We start from the raw sequence: 19,323 nt of genomic DNA, 5'->3' as shown, positions 1-19,323 counted from the left end.
TGGCTGGTCATTAACTATCGTCTGGAGTTAGCAATGCCGTGTGAAGAACTGGATATCGTCTGGAATAATATTAAAGCCGAAGCCCGCGCTTTGGCCGACTGTGAGCCTATGCTGGCCAGTTTCTATCACGCGACGCTACTCAAGCACGAAAACCTCGGCAGCGCCCTGAGCTATATGCTCGCCAATAAGCTGGCTTCCTCCATTATGCCTGCTATCGCCATTCGTGAGGTGGTGGAAGAGGCTTACGCCGCTGACCCGGAAATGATTGCGTCTGCCGCCTGTGATATCCAGGCCGTGCGCACCCGTGACCCGGCGGTCGATAAATATTCTACGCCGCTGCTGTACCTGAAAGGCTTCCACGCCCTGCAGGCGTACCGCATTGGCCACTGGCTATGGAATGAAGGCCGCCGCGCGCTGGCGATCTTCCTGCAAAACCAGGTTTCCGTGACGTTTCAGGTTGATATTCACCCGGCGGCGAAGATTGGCCGCGGGATCATGCTCGACCACGCCACCGGTATCGTTGTCGGGGAAACGGCGGTGATTGAAGACGACGTCTCGATCCTGCAGTCGGTTACCCTGGGCGGTACCGGAAAAACCAGCGGCGATCGCCATCCGAAAATTCGTGAAGGGGTGATGATTGGCGCGGGGGCTAAAATCCTCGGCAATATCGAAGTCGGGCGCGGCGCGAAGATTGGCGCGGGGTCGGTTGTGCTCCAGCCCGTGCCGCCGCACACCACCGCCGCTGGCGTACCGGCGCGCATCGTTGGTAAGCCAGACAGCGATAAGCCGTCGATGGATATGGATCAGCACTTCAACGGCATTCACCATACCTTCGAGTATGGTGACGGCATTTAACTTCTGAGAATGGCGCCCGGGTAACCCAGCTGGCGCCAGGCTTCATACACCACCACCGACACCGCGTTCGACAGGTTCATGCTGCGACTGTCCGGCATCATCGGAATACGGATTTTCTGCTCAGCGGGCAGGGCATCGAGGATCGTGGCCGGCAGGCCGCGGGTTTCCGGGCCAAACATCAGATAGTCACCCTCCTGATAGCTCACGGCGCTGTGCGCTGGCGTGCCTTTGGTGGTCAGGGCGAACATGCGCTGCGGCCTCTCTGCTTCCAGAAACGCGGCGTAATCGTGATGGCGAACCACGGCGGTAAATTCATGGTAATCCAGCCCCGCGCGGCGCAGGCGTTTGTCGTCCCACGTAAAGCCCATCGGCTCGATGATGTGCAGACGAAAACCGGTGTTGGCGCACAGGCGGATGATATTGCCGGTGTTCGGCGGAATTTCTGGTTCGAATAAAACGATGTTAAGCATGCTGCCCCCTTAATTGCGGGGGCAGAATAGCAGAAAAGAGAGGAACTACGCGACGCCGGGTTCCTGCGAGCGGCTGTAAAGCATTTTGTAGACGGTTGCCGCAGCGGCCACCAGAGCGGGCACGCTGAGGATCATTAAAATACTGTCTGCCTGCCACTGCAGGGAAAGAAGCTGGGCGCTGGTCATGGTGCCCGCCACGCCGCCAAAGCGGCCGATGCCCTGCATCCAGGCGATACCCGTCGCGCGGCACTCGGTAGGGTAAAAGGTGGCGGCCAGGGTTTGCATGCCCGACTGCGCGCCGTTCATCGCGATCCCCATCAGGAAAATCAGCCCGCCAAACAGGGCGATATGGTTATGCTCAAGGCCAAGCAAAAGAATCAGGCCCATCGTCAGCACAAAACCACCTGCGACCACCTTGTGCGCTTCCCAGCGGTCCATCATCCAGCCCGCGAGCAGAATGCCTGCGGTGCCGCCGAAGGTAAACAGCGAGGTGAGCCAGGCGGATTCCGCCAGGGCATAACCCATCCCCTGCATCAGCGTCGGCATCCAGCTAAGCAGGACGTAGTAAATCACCAGCCCCATAAAATAAGTCACCCACAGCATCAGGGTGCCGGGTAGCCAGGGCATGGAAAACAGCTGCCCCACGCTTCCTTTTTTAGACGCGGCTTTCTCTTCCGCCAGGAAAAAGCCTGTAACGCTCTCCAGCGTGCTGCGGCTGAACCGGCTGGCAATGCGGCGAACCTGCGCGACGTCTTTCCCGCACTGCACCAGAAACTTCACCGATTCCGGCAGCAGCAGCGCCAGCAGCACGGTTAAAATCAGCGGTGCAATCGCGCCGGTCAGCAGCACGCTTCGCCAGCCGTGGTGAGGAATTAGCCAGGAAGAGATCGCCCCGCCGCCCGCTGCGCCCAGAGGGAAGCCGCAGTACATGGTATTAATCGCCATGGCGCGGCAGCGCTGGGGGGCGAACTCTGAGATCAGCGTGATGGCGTTAGGCATGGCGGCGCCGAGCCCGAGACCCGTCAGAAAGCGCCATAGCGTCAGGGTGTTGAGGCTTTGCGCCCAGGCCGTCCCCAGGCTCGCCAGGCCGAAGAACAGGCACGAGAAGACCAGCACGCGCTTGCGTCCCATCCGGTCCGATACCGGACCTGCAATAAGGGCTCCCAGCGACAGCCCCAGCAGCGCCGCACTCAGCACCGGCCCCAAATCCTGCTTATGTATTCCCCACTCCGCCGACAGCGTAGGCGCGATGTAGCCCATCGCTGCCGTATCAAAACCATCGATCGCCAGAACCAGAAAGCCCAGCACGATAAGAAGCCAGTGAAACCCTGAAAAAGGACTCTCGTCGATCACCTGCTGAATATCCACCTTACCTGAATAGGTCATACGCTCCCCTCCGATGTGATGTTGTTATTGTGTTCTTGTATTTGCTTGTCTATACAATTGCGAACGGGAGGGGTGTGTCAAATTTTCTTATCCAGAATGTTACGCAGGTGTTATTTTCGACAAAAAAAGCGCCCGAGGGGGAAATCGGACGCATGGGAAAGGTGGGGTAACGGGAGAGGATCAGGCCGCGTCGCCATGTGACAGCGGAGCCAGCGCCGCCGGTAGTTTGCTCAACTCCTGCACCAGTGAATCCTTGCTGATTTCACTGATCGACTTCGCGCCGGTCAGGGTCATCGCCACCTTCATCTCTTTCTCGATCAGGTTCAGCAGATTTGCCACGCCCGCCTGGCCGCTGGTGGCCAGCGCGTACAGGTACGCGCGGCCCAGCAGCACGCTGTCGGCACCCAGCGCAATCATGCGCACCACGTCCAGCCCGTTGCGGATGCCGCTGTCGGCCAGAATGGCAATATCGCCTTTCACCGCATCGGCAATGGCCGGCAGGGCGCGGGCGGAAGAGAGCACGCCGTCGAGCTGGCGTCCGCCGTGGTTAGAGACCACAATCCCGTCTGCACCAAAGCGTACCGCGTCGCGGGCATCTTCCGGATCGAGGATCCCCTTGATCACCATCGGGCCGTCCCAGAATTCGCGGATCCACTCCAGGTCTTTCCACGAGATCGACGGATCGAAGTTGTTCGCCAGCCAGCCGATGTAATCCTCCAGCCCGGTCGGTTTGCCAAGGTAGGCCGAGATGTTCCCCAGATCGTGTGGACGACCGTTCAGGCCGACGTCCCACGCCCACTGTGGATGCGTTACCGCCTGCCAGTAGCGGCGCAGGGCAGCGTTCGGGCCGCTCATGCCGGAGTGGGCATCACGGTAGCGCGCGCCCGGGGTCGGCATATCAACGGTAAAGACCAGCGTGGAGCAGCCCGCCGCTTTGGCGCGCTCCAGGGCGTTACGCATAAAGCCGCGATCGCGCAGGACGTACAGCTGGAACCACATCGGGCGCTTGAGGGTCGGCGCGACCTCTTCAATCGGACAGACCGAGACGGTAGAGAGGGTAAACGGAATGCCTTTGGCATCCGCTGCGGCGGCGGCCTGCACTTCGCCCCGGCGGGCGTACATGCCGCATAAGCCGACAGGTGCGAGCGCTACCGGCATGGAAAGTGTTTCGTTAAACAGCTTCGTCTCAAGGCTCAGGTCAGACATATTCTTCAGCACGCGCTGGCGCAGGGCCACTTCTGACAGATCCTCCACGTTGCGGCGCAGGGTGTATTCGGCATACGCCCCACCGTCGATGTAGTGGAACAGGAACGGCGGCAAAATGCGCTGCGCCGCGGCGCGGTAGTCACTGGCTGCTGAAATAATCATGCTTTGTTCTCCCTGGAAATATCACTGTCGCCAGGCAGACGGGTAATACGCGCCTGTCGGGCCTGGTCTTCATCAAATCGTTTAATGGTGGTGTGCACGAAGCCGAGATGCGCCATCATCGCTTTGCGCGCGGCTTCGGCATCGCCGGCCAGAATGGCGTTGAGCACCGCCTCGTGCTGTTCGGTCAGCTGGGCAAAGACCGGCGGGACCAGATACATGCGCTGGCGGCTCTGCTTCACGGAGGATTGCAGCAGGTCGAAGAACCCGCGCATGGTCTGGAGCAGCACCACGTTGTGCGACGCCTCGGCGATTGCCAGATGAAAACGCACGTCCGCCTGGGAGGCGATGTCCGGGTCGCTGCTTAGCGTGGCTTCGAAGCAGGCTTTGAGCTTCTCTTTGTCGGCTTCGGTTGCCCGCATCGCTGCGTGCCATGCGGTACTGGTTTCGATGGCGTGACGCGCTTCTAGAATGTCGAAGCTGTAGTCCGGGTCGTTTTCCAGCAGCGTCTTCAGCGGCTGAACGATGTTTTGCTCGGACCAGTTATCATGCTGCCAGCGCACAAAAGTGCCGCCGCCGCGACGGCTCACCAGTACGCCTTCGCTGACCAGCGTCGCCAGCGCCTCGCGCAATGAGTTACGCGATACGCCAAGCCGGGCGGCAAGCTGGCGCTCGGCGGGCAATTTCATGCCCGCTTCCAGCTGTTGTTCTTCAATCAGCGCCCGCACGCGAGAGGCAATCTCGTCGGACAGGCGTCTGGGCATCACTATCATGGGATCATCCAGGTTAAGACATAGGCCTGCAGGGTGGTGATCACCCCGACCATGCAGGTGAATATCAGGCTGTGCTTCACGGTAAAGCGGAACAGGTCCGACTCTTTGCCCACCAGTCCCACCGCCGCACAGGCAATGGCGATGGACTGCGGGGAGATCATTTTGCCGGTCACGCCGCCGGTGGTGTTCGCGGCGACCAGCAGCACGTCCGACACGCCAATCTGCTGCGCAGCCGTCGCCTGCAGGGCGGCAAACAGAGCGTTAGACGAGGTATCTGAACCCGTCAGGAACACCCCCAGCCAGCCGAGGAACGGCGAGAAGAAGGTGAACGCGTGTCCGGTGTGCGCCAGCGCTAACGCCAGCGTCGACGACAGGCCGGAGTAGTTCGAGATAAACGCGAACGCCAGCACCATGCCGATGGAGTAGATCGGCAGCATCAGCTCTTTAATCGTTGCCGCAAAAGTCTGTACCGCGGCGGCAGGCTTCATGCGCAGCCACACCACAGAAAGGAGTGCCGCAAACAGGATGGCCGTACCGGTGGCGGAGAACCAGTCAAACTTAAACACTGCCGCATACGGGGTGGCGTCGTGCACGACCGGCGGCATACGGGCAACCATCTTGTCGAGGAACGGCACGGAGACGTTAATCACCATGTCGTACAGCGCGCCGCCGGGAGCGAACAGCGCTTTAAACGGCGGTATGCTCCACAGCGTCACGGTAGCGGTCAGGAACAGGAACGGCGACCACGCGCGGACGATCTGTCCTGCGGTATAGCCCGTGCGGGCGAGGGTCTGATCCACATGCGACGCGCCCATGTCGGCAAAGCGGAAGATGCGCACCGGCTGCCAGCGTTTCAGGAACAGCGTCAGGCAGACCAGCGACACCAGGGAAGAGATAATGTCCGGCAGTTCCGGGCCGAGGAAGTTTGAGCTGAGATACTGGGCAATCGCGAACGAACCGCCTGCCACCATCACCGCAGGCCAGGTCTCCTTCACGCCGCGCCAGCCGTCCATAATCGCCATGATCCAGAAGAGGACAATAATGGTCAGGAACGGCAGCTGGCGGCCAACCATCTGGCCGATCTCAAAGCTGTCCAGCCCAGTCACCTGTCCGGCCACCAGAATAGGAATCCCCATCGCGCCAAACGCCACCGGTGCGGTGTTCACAATCAGGCACAGGCCAGCGGCGTACAGCGGGTTAAAGCCCAACCCGACCAGCAGCGCGGCGGTGATCGCCACCGGTGCGCCAAAACCTGCCGCGCCTTCCAGAAACGCCCCGAAGGAGAAGCCGACAATCAGCATCTGCAGGCGCTGGTCAGGCGTGATGGAGAGAATCGACGAACGAATGATGTCGAACTGCCCGGTCTTTACCGAGATTTTATAGACAAAGACCGCGGCGATGATGATCCACGCAATCGGCCACAGGCCGTAGAAGAAACCGTAGACGACGGAGGCCAGCGCGCGGTCGACCGGCATCTTGTAGAAGAACAGCGCCACCAGCAGGGCGATGGCAACGGTATACGTCGCGGCAAGGTAGCCCTTCAGCTTGAGCTTAATCAGCGCAAAGAAGAAGAACAGGATCGGTAGCGATGCGATCAGGCTCGACAGCCAGATATTGCCGGCCGGGTCGTAGTTTTGTTGCCAGAGGCTCATGCAGGTCTCCTGGGGACCAGACAGCCTGTGCTGCGGGTGAGTCTCCGCTCAACTCTGCGTCACAAGCTGTGTAAAAGTGGTCCTGCCAATATTGTGTTGTAGGGTTAATGACAATGAATGGTTAACCAGATGTTATGGAGTGGCAATGGTTTTGTGAGCGGAAATGATGGAATTGTGAACCGGGGGAGGATTAAATGCGCTATTGGTTGGACCAATTCACGCGAAGCGGAAAAGAGTAGGCCGGGTAAGCGCAGGGTATGAACCGGAAACATGGGTAACAGTTATAACTGGCATAGAAGAGGAGACTCGCTATGCCCTGGACTGAGACCCGACCTATGCAACGCCTTGATTTTATCCGTGCCTGCCATGCAGGTACGGACTCCTTCTCTGCTCTTTGCCGTCTTTTTGGCATTAGCCGCAAAACCGGCTACAAATGGCTTCAGCGTTTTGACCCTTCTGACCTGTCCTCTCTCTCTGACCGATCGCGCGCACCACGCTCCCACTCCCGGACGGTTCCTGATGAGGTCGTCGGACACCTGACTGCCCTGCGTCAGAAACACCCTGACTGGGGCCCGAAAAAACTGCGGATGTGGCTCCTCAATCATCACGTCGATTTTACCGTTCCTGCTGCCAGCACTGTCGGCGATATCCTCAAACGTGAAGGCCTGGTACCTGACAGAAAGAGAAAGCGCAGAACGCCGGGGAATCGCCGGCCCCTGACCAGCATCAGTGAGAACAATCAGGTCTGGAGCGCTGATTTTAAAGGCAAGTTCAGGCTACTGAGCAGAGAGTACTGTCATCCCTTCACCCTGACCGACAACCACAGCCGGTATCTGCTGAGCTGCCGTGGAACGGACCGTGAGAGCGAGCCCTTCGTCAGGCACTGTCTGACGGAGGCGTTCCTGGAGTACGGTCTGCCGGACGTTCTGAGAACCGATAATGGTCAGCCCTTCGCAGGGACGGGTATCGCCGGGTTAAGTCGTCTTGCAGTCTGGCTGATAAAGCTGGGCGTCAGACCGGAACGAATCCGCCGGGGCCATCCCGAAGAGAACGGGCGGCACGAACGCATGCACCGTTCCCTGAAAAGTGCGCTGGCGCAGGGGAACACCTTCATGACGATGGAAGAACAACAGCGGTGGTTCAGTGACTACCGGAAAGAATTTAACTATGAAAGACCGCATGAAGCCCTGGCGGGTGCAACGCCCGGAACGGTGTGGCAACCCTCGAAGCGACAGTGGGATGGCCGTGTTCCTGACTATGCCTATCCGTCAGGAGGAACGGTCTACAGGGTGAAATCGAGGGGGACACTCTATATGGGGAAAAAGGGGACGGTGTTCCTGAGTGAAGCGCTGACTGATGAGTACATCATGCTGGAAGAACAAGATGATGGCCTTGAGGCCATCATCTTTAACGGAATAACGCTTGCGTACTACGACCGAAAAACCCAGAGTGTGCTCCGGATAGACTAAAAGTGTTACCTATGTTCCCGGTCTGATCTGTCACCTATGTATCCGGTCATACAGCAGCGCCACCCGGCATGAAATCAGAATGCGGTCTTACAAAAACCCGTCATCTCTTTCAGGCCCATTTCGCGGCCAAGCTCGGTCATCGGGTGTACCACCACCAGACCACGGACGCTTTTCTTCAGCTTGCCCATGTCGGCCTGCTCTTTTTTGGTGATCGCGCGGCGGTGCGGCATGTTCATCAGCTTCTGCGCTTCTTTGCTCAGCTTCTGGCCTTTGACTTCGCGCAGGCGCTCGATTTCCGCTTCCAGCTTCGCGGTCTCTTTTTCCAGCTCGGCATATTTCTCGGCGGAATCAACCAGAGACAGGCCAGCCATCTGGTGACGGATCAGATCCAGACGGTCGCTCAGGCGTTTAATTTCGTTCTTTTCGACTTCTTTCATGACAATTGACTCTAAATCGGGGGAATTACAGGGAAGGATACACCAATGTGAACGGGCTTACTTCTGAAACGCTTTTTTTAAGCTGATTTTAGAAATCAGCTCAGTCAGGGAGAGGACCATCGTGGAACGGACAACCTGTTGATAGCGCAGCTTTTGCATCGCGTACAGTTCAGGGTCGCTGTTATCAAAATGGGGAGCAGGAGGCAGGGCGGTGACGCAGTGCAGCTCGCCGAACGGCCCCAGGATCTCATCATCGGTAAAAGTGTACTCACTACCGTCATGATTGAGCTCTTCGCGCAGCGCCATTAACAGTTCAGCGTCTTCATACTCCTGGCGGTTGAGCACGCCAAGACCATAAATCAGCTTCAGACGCACCGACAGATCGCCCAGCGGTCCGTCTCCGTCCAGTAACGGTTCTACAGCGTACTTTACCGCGTAGTCGTCTTTGCGAAACACCTGAAGCACCAGGATATTCACCGCCTCGGTTAACAGCTCGACGGCGGCAATCAGGAAACTTCGTACGGTTTTGCCAGCATTCAGACGCTCAAGCACACGATTTTCAAAGGCCTGGGTTTGTTCCATTATTGCCTGCATATCTGACAATCTGTTATTCGGGCGCAGGCTTACCTGCGCCGGATTCTGCATCATTTGGTTGCGTTGTATGCGTTAACCGCCTCCGCAACCACGTCGCTGCTGGCGTCCAGACCGGAAATCTGCGCCAGCGCAGCCTGCGCGCCTTTGTCATCAATCAGCTGAGCCAGCTCAATCGCCTGCGGATCCTGCTCGCTGCGGTAGTGCATCGCGGCAACAATTCCTTTCACCAGGTTGGCGTGCGGCAGACCGTATTCCAGCGTGCCCAGCAGCGGCTTAATCAGGCGGTCGCCCGCGCTCAGCTTACGCAGCGGCTGACGGCCCACGCGCTCAACGTCATCTTTCAGATACGGGTTTTCAAAACGACCGAGGATTTTCTGGATGTATGCTGCGTGTTTATCAGCATCAAAACCGTAGCGTTTGATCAGCACCGCGCCGCTCTCTTCCATTGCCCCTTTCACCACCGCGCGGATCTGCTCATCGAGGATCGCGTCGCGAATGGTCTGATGACCGGCCAATTTTCCGAGGTACGCGGTTATAGCATGCCCGGTGTTCAGCGTGAAGAGTTTGCGTTCGACAAATGCCATCAGGTTATCAGTGAGTTCCATTCCCGGAATGGTCGGCAGCGCGCCCTTGAACTGAGTTTTATCGACGATCCACTCGCTGAAGGTTTCAACCGTGACTTCCAGCGGATCGTTGGTGGCGGATTCGGACGGCGGAACGATACGGTCTACAGCGGAATCCACAAACCCGACGTGCGCTTCAACCCAGGCTTTATCTTCCTCAGCCACGGCCGCCATAACGTGGCCTTTCAGCTGCGTGGTGCCGCGCACCATGTTTTCACAGGCGATGATGTTCAGCGGTGTTTCAATGCCCTGTGCTTTACGCTTCGTCAGGCCTTTCGCGACAGCAGGAGCAATACGTTCAAGCACCACCGGACCCACGGCGGTGGTCACCAGATCAACGCTGGCGATCAGGTCAATCACGTCGTCGCCGATGCTGCTGACCGCGTTGACGCCAGAGACGGTTTCAACCTGTTCGTTTTCACCCACCACATGAACCTGATAGCTATGACGGGCATTCAGGGCATCCAGAACCACCTGATTCACATCGGCGAATGTCAGGGTAATGCCCGCGTCTGCCAGCAGTTTACCGATAAAGCCACGACCGATATTACCTGCGCCAAAATGTAATGCTTTCATAGTGTTAACCTTCATCAATGTTTTTACCCGAGAGGGCTGGGGTGAGGAACGTTTCCCCCTCACCCTAGCCCTCTCCCCGAAGGGGAGAGGGAAGAGGCGCTGCTATTTGTTGAGCAGGGCCAGAACTTCTTCAACGCTTTCAGTTTGTGCCAGGCGCTCGATGACGGACTCATCATCCAGCGCGTTGGTCAGGCTGGTAATCACCTGAATATGCTCGTTGTTGCGAGCGGCGATACCAATCACCAGACGGGCGATGTCGTCCTCTTCTTCACCGAAGCGCACACCGTCAGGATACTGACAGAACACCACGCCGGTTTTCAGCACGCGGTCTTTCGCTTCAACCGTACCGTGCGGAACCGCGATGGATTCACCCAGGTAGGTTGGCGTCAGTTTTTCACGTTCCAGCATCGCGTCAACGTATTCTGGCTGAACGTAGCCGCCCTTCACCAGCTGTTCACCGGCAAAGCGAATCGCCTCTTCTTTGGTGCTCGCGGTACGGCCGAGGAAGATGTTCTCCGCGCCCAGCTTAAACAGGTGAGCGTTGCTCTCGTCAAAGCTGTCCTGCAGGCTGGTGCGCACCTTCACTTCGTTGTCTTCGTGGCGCTGCGCGGCAACCAGACGTTCGGTCAGGCTGGTGTACAGGCCGCTGTCCAGGAAGTTGGTCAGCGAGATGTGCTGTGCCTGCGGTACCTGACGCATAGCGCGCTCGGTCAGATCGCGGTGCGTGATGACCAGGTCAACGTCCGGCGGCAGGTTGTTAATTGCGCTGTTGGTTACGGAGATGTTGGTCAGGCCCGCATCCTGCACTTTCTTACGCAGCACGCCGGCACCCATTGCGCTGGAACCCATACCGGCGTCGCAGGCAACGATGATTTTACGCACGTGGCTCAGGTCGTTAGAAACATCGCCAGCCGCCAGCGGGGTCGCACCTTTGGATTCGGCTTTCATGTCGTGCATACGACGGGTTGCCGCTTCGATATCGTCGTCTTCTTTCACCTTGCTGGTTTTCAGCAGGATAGAAGAGACCACGAAGGAGACCGCCATCGCCGCACAGATCGCCGCGATGTTCGCGAAGTATGCGCCTTTCGGCGTCATCGCCAGCACCGCCAGGATAGAGCCTGGAGAAGCAGGGGAGACCAGACCGCCGCCCAGCACGCTCAGGGTGAACACACCAGTCATACCGCCGAGGATAACGGCCAGGATCAGACGTGGGTTCATCAGCACGTACGGGAAGTAAATTTCGTGGATACCGCCCAGGAAGTGGATGATAGCCGCGCCGCCAGCAGACTGCTTCGCGCTGCCGCGACCAAAGAACATGTACGCCAGCAGAACGCCCATACCCGGACCCGGGTTCGCTTCAATCAGGAAGAAGATGGACTTACCGAGATCGTGAGACTGCTGAATACCCAGCGGCGAGAAGATACCGTGGTTAATGGCGTTGTTCAGGAACAGGATTTTCGCCGGTTCAACGAAGATAGACGCCAGCGGCAGCATGTCGTGCGCCACCATGAAGTTAACGCCCGCCGCCAGCAGTTTGGACAGCACTTCAACAGCCGGACCAATGCCGAGGAACGCCAAAATCGCGAGGATCATCCCGATGATGCCCGCAGAGAAGTTGTTCACCAGCATTTCGAAGCCGGACTTGATCTTGCCATCAACCCAGACGTCGAATTTCTTAATCGCCCAGCCGCCCAGAGGACCGGCAATCATCGCACCGAGGAACATCGGCATATCCGCACCGACGATCACGCCCATGGTTGTGATGGCACCCACGACGCCACCACGGTCACCGCCCACCAGACGACCACCGGTATAACCGATGAGCAGCGGCAGGAGATAGGTAATCATTGGGCCAACAAGTTTCGCCAGCGTTTCGTTAGGCAACCACCCTGTCGGAATGAACAATGCGGTGATAATACCCCACGCGATAAACGCGCCGATATTTGGCATCACCATGTTGCTGAGGAAACGACCAAAGCTTTGAACTTTGATCTTGAAATCGGATGACATAAAACACCCCTTCTTCTGTTTACGCTTAGGCTTGCGGCCCGAGGTTTATTGTTAATGAGGCGGCAGAGGTAGCCGGACCCTGTTCTGATGCTGTGAAATCTGGCACTGAATCGTTCAACTGTCCAGACAGCGGAATTTTGTGTGATGCATGTCACGTAAATGTAGGGGGTGTGGTGTTGAATGAAGTGACCTGAGTCACAAAACAGGCGAGTAAAAAAAATACGATGGCGAAAAATAGAGCAAAAACCACCTCTTTATGTGATTAATGTCACGTTTTGCTTTTGCGGGTTTGTTTCTGGATTGTGACTGGTTTCACAAAATATTTTTATGCCGATTTCTCCGACTGCGATCGGCGTCAGGACGGCCTTGAGTAACACGGAAAGCTAATAAAACAGTTTACATATGTAGTATGGCGGAAAGTTGAAACCTGAATTACGCTCATAATGTAAGGTTGAGTATATTATTATTCAGGATATATTTTGACACGCTTATAAACTTGCGTGGAGATATTATAAAAACCGATACTCCCCGGCTCTGAAATAATCAGCGTGCCTTTTAAATTTAAAAATAAATTAATTAGGCTGCGTGCTGTTTTATTAATGTAATGAGTTGACGTTGTTTAAGTGAGGAGACTATGTTTCTCAACTATTTCGCGCTGGGCGTGTTGATTTTTGTATTTCTGGTTCTTTTTTACGGAATCATCGCCATCCATGACATCCCCTATAATATGGCTAAAAAGCGTAATCATCCCCATGCCGATGCTATTCATACGGCTGGCTGGATCAGCCTGTTTACGCTCCATGCCATCTGGCCGTTCCTGTGGATTTGGGCCACGCTGTACCGCGAAGATCGCGGCTGGGGCATGCAGAACCACATTACTAAGCCTGATGAGGTTCCGGGGATGGATGCGCTGGCCAAACGCGTGGCCGAGTTAGAACACAAGCTGGCAGCGGTTCAGCCCTCTGATGATAAAAACACGCTGGAGCGCTAATCATGGATCTGTTGATTATTCTGACCTATGTGGCATTTGCCTGGGCAATCTTTAAAATATTTCGTATTCCGGTAAATCAGTGGACGCTTGCTACCGCGACGTTAGGCGGGGTGTTTATTGTTGCCGGACTCATTCTGCTAATGAACTATAACCATCCGTATACCTTTACGGCGCAAAAAGCGGTAATTTCCATTCCGATTACGCCGCAGGTCACAGGGGTGGTTACTGAAGTGACCGATAAAAATAACCAGCTCATTAAAAAAGGCGAAGTGTTATTTAAACTGGATCCGGGCCGCTATCAGGCGCGCGTCGACAGACTGAAGGCGGACCTGGTGACCGCGACACACAATATCGACACTCTGAAAGCGCAGCTTTCGGAGGCGGTTGCCAATACGACACGCGTCTCCGCTGAGCGCGATCGACTATATAAAGATTATCAGCGCTACCTCAAAGGCAGCCAGGCGAAGGTGAATCCGTTCTCTGAAAGCGATATTGATAACGCGCGGCAGAACTATCTGGCGCAGGATGCCATGGTGAAAGGCTCCGTTGCTGAGCAGACGCAGATTCAAAGCCAGCTGGACAGCATGGTGAACGGCGAGCAGTCGCAGATTGCCTCGTTACGCGCCCAGCTTGCTGAAGCAAAATACAACCTCGATCAGACCGTGGTGCGCGCGCCGAGCAATGGCTATATCACCCAGGTGCTGATCCGTCCGGGAACCTATGCCGCCGCGCTGCCGCTGCGCCCGGTGATGGTCTTCATTCCTGAACAGAAGCGCCAGATTGTGGCCCAGTTCCGTCAGAACTCGCTGCTGCGTCTGAAGCCGGGTGATGAAGCGGAAGTGGTATTTAACGCGCTGCCGGGCCAGGTTTTCACCGGTAAGCTCACCAGCGTTCTGCCGGTAGTGCCGGGCGGGTCGTATCAGGCGCAGGGTGCCTTGCAGGCACTGACCGTTGCGCCGGGTACGGATGGCGTACAGGCGCTGATTGAACTGGAGCCTAACGCCGACGTCGATGCTTTGCCGGACGGTATTTATGCCCAGGTGGCGGTCTATTCGGATCATTTCGCCCACGTCTCGGTGATGCGTAAAGTGCTGCTGCGTATGACCAGCTGGATGCACTACCTCTATCTCGATCACTAATCCTTCCGGGGCGGGAATGCGACACGCATATCTGCCCTTTTTTCATCGCTTGATCCATACTGACTTTTTCCCGGCATCAAGGATCAGGCAATGAAACTCATCGGTAGCTACACCAGTCCCTTCGTGCGAAAAATCTCGATTCTCCTGCTGGAGAAAGGGATTGAATTTGAATTCGTTAATGAACAGCCCTACAACGCCGAAAACGGCGTCGCGCAGTATAACCCGCTGGGGAAAGTTCCGGCGCTGGTGACGGACGAGGGCGAATACTGGTTCGATTCCCCCATTATTGCGGAGTATATCGAACAGCTGGGCATTGCCCCGGCAATGCTGCCGTCTGACCCTAAAGCGGCGCTGGCGGTGAAGCAAATTGAAGCCCTGGCCGACGGCATTATGGATGCAGCACTCACCTCCGTTCGCGAGCAGGCAAGGCCCGCCGCCCAGCAGTCAGAAAGCGAGCTGCTGCGCCAGCGGGAAAAAATCAGCCGCAGTCTGGATATGTGTGAAAAGCTTATCCGGGAGGGCAAGATCCACACCGACAGCCTGGACCTGGCAACCATCGCCATCGCCTGCGCCATCGGCTATCTCAACTTCCGCCGGGTGTCTCCTGGCTGGTGCGTTGACCGTCCGCTGCTGGTGAAACTCGCAGAAACGCTCTTTAGCCGCGAGAGCTTTGCCCGCACCGAACCGCCAAAGGCTTGACGCGGGTTATAACACTTCGGCGTCGGAGGCGGTACAATCCCTCCACATGTTAACTCCCTCTCCCGTCGGGAGGGGGAAGATATTTACTCGCCAGGCGCTTTCATGACTACTCATCATTCGCTGTACAGCCAGATCCCCGCGACCGACCGACTTCTTCGCGAGCCCCGCATTCACGCTGCCGTTGAGCGCTTCGGCCATACCGCGACGGTGGAGATGTTACGTCTGCTTCAGGATGAAGCCCGAGGCCATATCCAGGCCGAAAACGCCTTGCCCGACTGGTGCGCAGCGTGGGAGCAGGAAGTTGAGCATCGGCTGGGTGAGAAGGCGCAAAGCGCGTTACGCCCGGTGGTCAACCTGACGGGGACCGTGCTGCACACCAACCTGGGACGCGCCCAGCAGGCGGAAGAGGCGGTGGCTGCGGTCGTGCAGGCCATGCGCTCGCCGGTGACGCTGGAGTACGATCTGGACGGCGCCGGGCGCGGGCATCGCGATCGCGCGCTGGCGGATCTGCTCTGCCAGCTAACCGGTGCGGAAGATGCCTGCATTGTGAATAACAACGCGGCGGCGGTGCTGCTGATGCTGGCGGCGACCGCGAGCGGCAGAGAGGTGGTGGTGTCCCGCGGCGAGCTGGTGGAGATTGGCGGGGCGTTTCGCATCCCGGACGTGATGCGCCAGGCGGGCTGCACGCTGCATGAAGTGGGTACGACTAACCGTACCCATGCGAAAGATTATCGCGCGGCGGTGAATGAAAACACCGCCCTGCTGATGAAGGTCCACACCAGCAATTATCATATTGAAGGCTTCACCAAAACGGTTGAAGAGGCCGAGCTGGCGGCGATTGGGCGTGAGCTGAATATTCCGGTGATTGCCGATCTCGGCAGCGGTTCGCTGGTGGATCTCAGCCAGTACGGGCTGCCTAAAGAGCCGATGCCGCAAGAGATGATTGCGGCGGGCGTGAGCCTGGTCAGCTTTTCCGGCGACAAACTGCTGGGCGGGCCGCAGGCCGGAATCATCGTCGGCAAGCGCGAGCTGATTGCGCAGCTGCAGCAGCACCCGCTCAAACGCGCCCTGCGGGCCGATAAAATGACCCTTGCCGCGCTGGAGGCGACGCTGCGCCTCTATCTCCACCCGGAGAAACTGGCCGACCGCCTGCCCACGCTGCGCCTGTTAAGCCGGGATGCCGCCTCGATTCGCGCCCAGGCCGAACGGCTGCTGCCGCGCGTTGCCCCGCACTACCCCGATTTTGACGTTCGCATTGAGCCCTGTCAGTCGCAAATTGGCAGCGGTTCGCTGCCGGTGGACAGGCTGCCGAGTCAAGCGCTCACCTTCACCCCGCGTGACGGGCGCGGTAGCCGCCTTGAGGCCCTGTCGTTGCGCTGGCGTAGCCTGCCGACGCCGGTTATCGGACGGATTTACGACGGCCGCATGTGGCTGGATCTGCGCTGCCTTGAAGATGAAGAGCGATTTCTGGAGATGTTGTTGAAATGATTATTGCCACCGCCGGTCACGTCGACCACGGAAAAACCACGTTACTGCAGGCAATTACCGGCATAAACGCCGATCGCCTGCCGGAAGAGAAAAAGCGCGGCATGACCATCGATCTTGGCTATGCCTACTGGCCCCAGCCCGATGGCCGCGTGCTGGGCTTTATTGATGTTCCGGGGCATGAAAAATTTCTTTCCAACATGCTGGCGGGCGTGGGGGGCATCGATCATGCCCTGCTTGTAGTGGCCTGCGATGACGGCGTGATGGCGCAAACCCGTGAGCATCTGGCGATCCTCCAGCTGACAGGCAACCCGCTGCTGACCGTGGCGCTGACTAAAGCCGATCGCGTTGACGACGCGCGCGTCAGCGAGGTGCGCGAAGCGGTGCAGGCGACCTTACGGGAATATGGTTTTGCCGATGCACCGCTTTTTGTCACCGTAGCGACAGAAGGGCGCGGTATCGGCGAACTTCGCCACCATTTACAGCAACTTTCGTCGCGTGAGCACGCCAGCCATCACCGCTTCCGTCTGGCGATTGACCGGGCGTTTACCGTCAAAGGTGCGGGGCTGGTGGTCACCGGTACGGCGTTAAGCGGTGAAGTGAAGGTGGGCGATAGCCTCTGGCTGACGGGCGTTAATAAACCGATGCGCGTGCGCGGCTTACATGCGCAAAATCAGCCTGCGGAGCACGCCCACGCCGGGCAGCGGATCGCGCTCAACATTGCCGGGGATGCGGAAAAAGAGCAGCTTAACCGCGGCGACTGGCTGCTGGCCGACGCCCCGCCCGAGCCGTCTGAACGCGTCATCGTCTCCCTGCAGACAAACGTCCCGCTGACCCAATGGCAGCCGCTGCATATTCACCACGCGGCCAGCCATATCACCGGGCGCGTGTCCCTGCTGGAAAACGATCTTGCCGAACTGGTTTTTGATTCGCCGCTCTGGCTGGCGGATAACGACCGTCTGGTACTGCGGGACATTTCCGCACGGGAAACGCTGGCCGGGGCGCGGGTAGTGACGCTGAACCCGCCGCGACGCGGCAAGCGTAAGCCTGAATACCTGCAATGGTTGGCTGCGCTTGCACAGGCTCAGGATGATAACGCCGCGCTGCGGGTGCATCTTGAGCGCGGGGCCGTGAGCCTGAGTGATTTTACATGGGCACGCCAGCTGAGCGGCGAAGGGTTGCATCAGCTGACCCAACAGCCGGGCTTTATTCAGGCCGGCAACAGCCTGCTCGATGCGCCGGTTGCGGCAAACTGGCAGCGTAAGATCCTGAACACGCTCGCCACTTACCATGAACAGCATCAGGATGAACCCGGTCCTGGTCGCGAGCGCCTGCGACGCATGGCGCTGCCGATGGAAGACGATGCGCTGGTGCTGCTGCTGATTGAAAACATGCGCGAAAGCGGGGTGATTAAAAGCCATCACGGCTGGCTGCACCTGCCGGATCACAAAGCCGGGTTCACCGCAGAGCAGGAGGCAATCTGGCAAAAAGTGGCCTCGCTGTTTGGCGATGAACCCTGGTGGGTTCGCGATCTGGCTCGTGAAACGAACACCGACGAGCAGGTGATGCGTCAGGTATTGCGCCATGCGGCGCAGCAGGGGCTGATAGTCGCGATAGTGAAAGATCGTTATTACCGTAACGATCGCATTGTGGCGTTTGCTAACCTGATCCGCGAACTGGATCAGGCGCGCGGCTCCACCTGCGCAGCCGATTTCCGCGACCGGCTGAACGTTGGCCGCAAGCTGGCGATCCAGATCCTGGAATATTTCAACCGCATCGGGTTTACGCGTCGCCGGGGTAATGACCATCTGCTTCGCGACGCGCAGCTGTTCCCCTGAGCGCTACGTGCGGCGGGAGAGTTTTTGCTTAGCCAGCCATACCGCGCCCAGCCTCCCCGCCTGGTTACCCAGCTCGCAGGGCAGAATGGGCACCTTGAGCGCCTCCCACTCCTCGAATCGCTGCAGGTACTTATCGAGCAGGAGATAGATTTTCTCCTGCTCGCTTACCCCGCCGCCAATCAGCACTGCCTGTGGATCGAACATTGAGATTACGCTGTAAACGCCGCGCGAGAGGCAATGGGCCCACTCCTCAATGGCCTCACGCAGATGCACGTCGCTCTCCATGCGTTTAAACAGCTCCTCGCCGTGAGGCATCTCTTCTTCTGATACGGCCAGCGCGCGACGACAGGCTTTCATCAGGCCGCTGGCCGACGCCACTTCATGCATGGGTTCGCCGTTATTACCCACGGGCAGCACGCCAAATTCGCCGGCGCGGTAATGCGACCCGCGATAAAGATCGCCTTCCATCACAATCCCGCCACCGATGCCCGTGCCGATGGTGATGCAGACGAAATGCTCGTAGTCCTTACCCGCGCCCTGCCAGCGCTCGCCCAGCGCCGCACAGTTGGCGTCGTTTTCCACGGTGACGGGAAGATCGGTCAGCCCGGCGAAGAGTGCGCACAGGTTTTCACCGTCGAGATAGTCGAGCGCGCCCGCTTTTGCCGCTTCGCCGCTGTGGTGGTTAATATGGCCGGGAAAGCTCACGCCGATACCGACGATGCCGTGTTCGTCCTGATACGCTTCAACTACCGCTTTCCACTTCTTTTTGAAGGTGTTTTTATCCTCAGGAGTATCGTACTCGTCCGTCGTCAGCTCCTTGCCATTTTCATCAATCACGCCGTGTTTGATGTGGGTTCCGCCTACGTCAAAACCGATAAACAGCTGCATCGCATCGTTCCTCATGAGCCCTTGAGCTGTTAAGTATGGCTCAGTGGCAGGAACGAAACGTAAAGTACGGTAA

Annotated in this window: 17 protein-coding genes; 7 read left to right on the top strand and 10 right to left on the bottom strand. The window is 57.9% G+C overall.

Annotation, left to right across the window (positions count from 1 at the left end):
* Window positions 1-33 precede the first annotated feature (33 nt).
* Window positions 34-855 (top strand): serine O-acetyltransferase, encoded by an 822-nt coding sequence (gene cysE, locus IM291_RS17045; RefSeq protein ID WP_008502718.1) that lies wholly within the window; start codon window positions 34-36, stop codon window positions 853-855.
* On the opposite strand, the gene trmL is transcribed toward cysE, so the two are convergent.
* The 5 genes from trmL to lldP all read right to left on the bottom strand — a co-directional run bounded on the left by trmL (window position 852) and on the right by lldP (window position 6,501).
* Window positions 852-1,325: a tRNA (uridine(34)/cytosine(34)/5-carboxymethylaminomethyluridine(34)-2'-O)-methyltransferase TrmL gene (trmL, locus tag IM291_RS17040; RefSeq protein WP_059357132.1), complete on the bottom strand. Its 474-nt coding sequence runs from the start codon at window positions 1,323-1,325 to the stop codon at window positions 852-854. The two genes, cysE and trmL, sit on opposite strands and share 4 nt — an antisense overlap.
* 45 nt (window positions 1,326-1,370) lie before the next feature.
* A complete protein-coding gene (locus IM291_RS17035; RefSeq protein ID WP_192987370.1) occupies window positions 1,371-2,711 on the bottom strand; it encodes an aromatic acid/H+ symport family MFS transporter in 1,341 nt (446 codons plus the stop codon).
* Between the two features lie 180 nt (window positions 2,712-2,891).
* Window positions 2,892-4,079 (bottom strand): FMN-dependent L-lactate dehydrogenase LldD, encoded by a 1,188-nt coding sequence (lldD, locus tag IM291_RS17030; RefSeq protein ID WP_049001275.1) that lies wholly within the window; start codon window positions 4,077-4,079, stop codon window positions 2,892-2,894.
* The gene (gene lldR, locus IM291_RS17025) at window positions 4,076-4,849 is read right to left on the bottom strand and encodes a transcriptional regulator LldR (RefSeq protein WP_192987368.1); all 774 of its coding nucleotides are present in this window, start codon (window positions 4,847-4,849) and stop codon (window positions 4,076-4,078) included. Before lldR ends, lldD begins: the two co-directional genes overlap by 4 nt.
* Complete coding sequence (lldP, locus tag IM291_RS17020) at window positions 4,846-6,501, bottom strand: L-lactate permease (protein WP_192987366.1); 1,656 nt, start codon at window positions 6,499-6,501, stop codon at window positions 4,846-4,848. Before lldP ends, lldR begins: the two co-directional genes overlap by 4 nt.
* A gap of 311 nt (window positions 6,502-6,812) precedes the next feature.
* On the opposite strand from lldP, the gene IM291_RS17015 reads away from it, so the two are divergent.
* Window positions 6,813-7,970, top strand: coding sequence for an integrase core domain-containing protein (locus IM291_RS17015; protein ID WP_063155063.1), 1,158 nt, complete (start codon window positions 6,813-6,815; stop codon window positions 7,968-7,970).
* Between the two features lie 74 nt (window positions 7,971-8,044).
* Here IM291_RS17015 and IM291_RS17010 read toward each other — a convergent pair whose 3' ends face one another.
* The 4 genes from IM291_RS17010 to IM291_RS16995 form a co-directional block, all read right to left on the bottom strand.
* Complete coding sequence (locus IM291_RS17010; RefSeq protein WP_008502724.1) at window positions 8,045-8,407, bottom strand: YibL family ribosome-associated protein; 363 nt, start codon at window positions 8,405-8,407, stop codon at window positions 8,045-8,047.
* 57 nt (window positions 8,408-8,464) lie between these two features.
* Window positions 8,465-9,055: a mannitol operon repressor MtlR gene (gene mtlR / locus IM291_RS17005; protein ID WP_045260046.1), complete on the bottom strand. Its 591-nt coding sequence runs from the start codon at window positions 9,053-9,055 to the stop codon at window positions 8,465-8,467.
* Entirely contained in the window at window positions 9,052-10,200 is a 1,149-nt protein-coding gene (mtlD, locus tag IM291_RS17000) for a mannitol-1-phosphate 5-dehydrogenase (protein ID WP_192971811.1), read from the bottom strand. Before mtlD ends, mtlR begins: the two co-directional genes overlap by 4 nt.
* Before the next feature lie 102 nt (window positions 10,201-10,302).
* A complete protein-coding gene (locus IM291_RS16995; RefSeq protein WP_028015047.1) occupies window positions 10,303-12,210 on the bottom strand; it encodes a PTS mannitol transporter subunit IICBA in 1,908 nt (635 codons plus the stop codon).
* Between the two features lie 634 nt (window positions 12,211-12,844).
* Here IM291_RS16995 and IM291_RS16990 point away from each other — a divergent pair.
* The 5 genes from IM291_RS16990 (at window position 12,845) to selB (ending at window position 18,362) form a co-directional block, all read left to right on the top strand.
* A complete protein-coding gene (locus IM291_RS16990) occupies window positions 12,845-13,201 on the top strand; it encodes a DUF3302 domain-containing protein (protein ID WP_028015048.1) in 357 nt (118 codons plus the stop codon).
* Between the two features lie 2 nt (window positions 13,202-13,203).
* On the top strand, window positions 13,204-14,340 hold the full coding sequence (locus IM291_RS16985; RefSeq protein WP_028015049.1) for an HlyD family secretion protein: 1,137 nt from the start codon (window positions 13,204-13,206) through the stop codon (window positions 14,338-14,340).
* Between the two features lie 90 nt (window positions 14,341-14,430).
* Window positions 14,431-15,039, top strand: a complete 609-nt coding sequence (locus IM291_RS16980; RefSeq protein ID WP_028015050.1) for a glutathione S-transferase — start codon at window positions 14,431-14,433, stop codon at window positions 15,037-15,039.
* Between the two features lie 102 nt (window positions 15,040-15,141).
* Window positions 15,142-16,527 carry an L-seryl-tRNA(Sec) selenium transferase gene (gene selA / locus IM291_RS16975; RefSeq protein WP_063943260.1) on the top strand — a complete coding sequence of 462 codons (1,386 nt, stop codon included), beginning with the start codon at window positions 15,142-15,144 and terminating at the stop codon, window positions 16,525-16,527.
* Window positions 16,524-18,362: a selenocysteine-specific translation elongation factor gene (gene selB, locus IM291_RS16970; protein ID WP_192987364.1), complete on the top strand. Its 1,839-nt coding sequence runs from the start codon at window positions 16,524-16,526 to the stop codon at window positions 18,360-18,362. The genes selA and selB overlap by 4 nt, the downstream gene beginning before the upstream one ends.
* A gap of 3 nt (window positions 18,363-18,365) precedes the next feature.
* Here the strand turns inward: selB and IM291_RS16965 are convergent, their stop codons facing one another.
* Window positions 18,366-19,250, bottom strand: coding sequence for an ROK family protein (locus tag IM291_RS16965; RefSeq protein ID WP_192987362.1), 885 nt, complete (start codon window positions 19,248-19,250; stop codon window positions 18,366-18,368).
* Window positions 19,251-19,323: the final 73 nt, after the last annotated feature.

Origin of the sequence: Enterobacter cloacae complex sp. P27C (assembly GCF_014895705.1) — a bacterium.
Taxonomy (GTDB): Bacteria; Pseudomonadota; Gammaproteobacteria; order Enterobacterales; family Enterobacteriaceae; genus Enterobacter; species Enterobacter bugandensis.
This window is presented reverse-complemented; position numbering and strand designations above follow the sequence as displayed.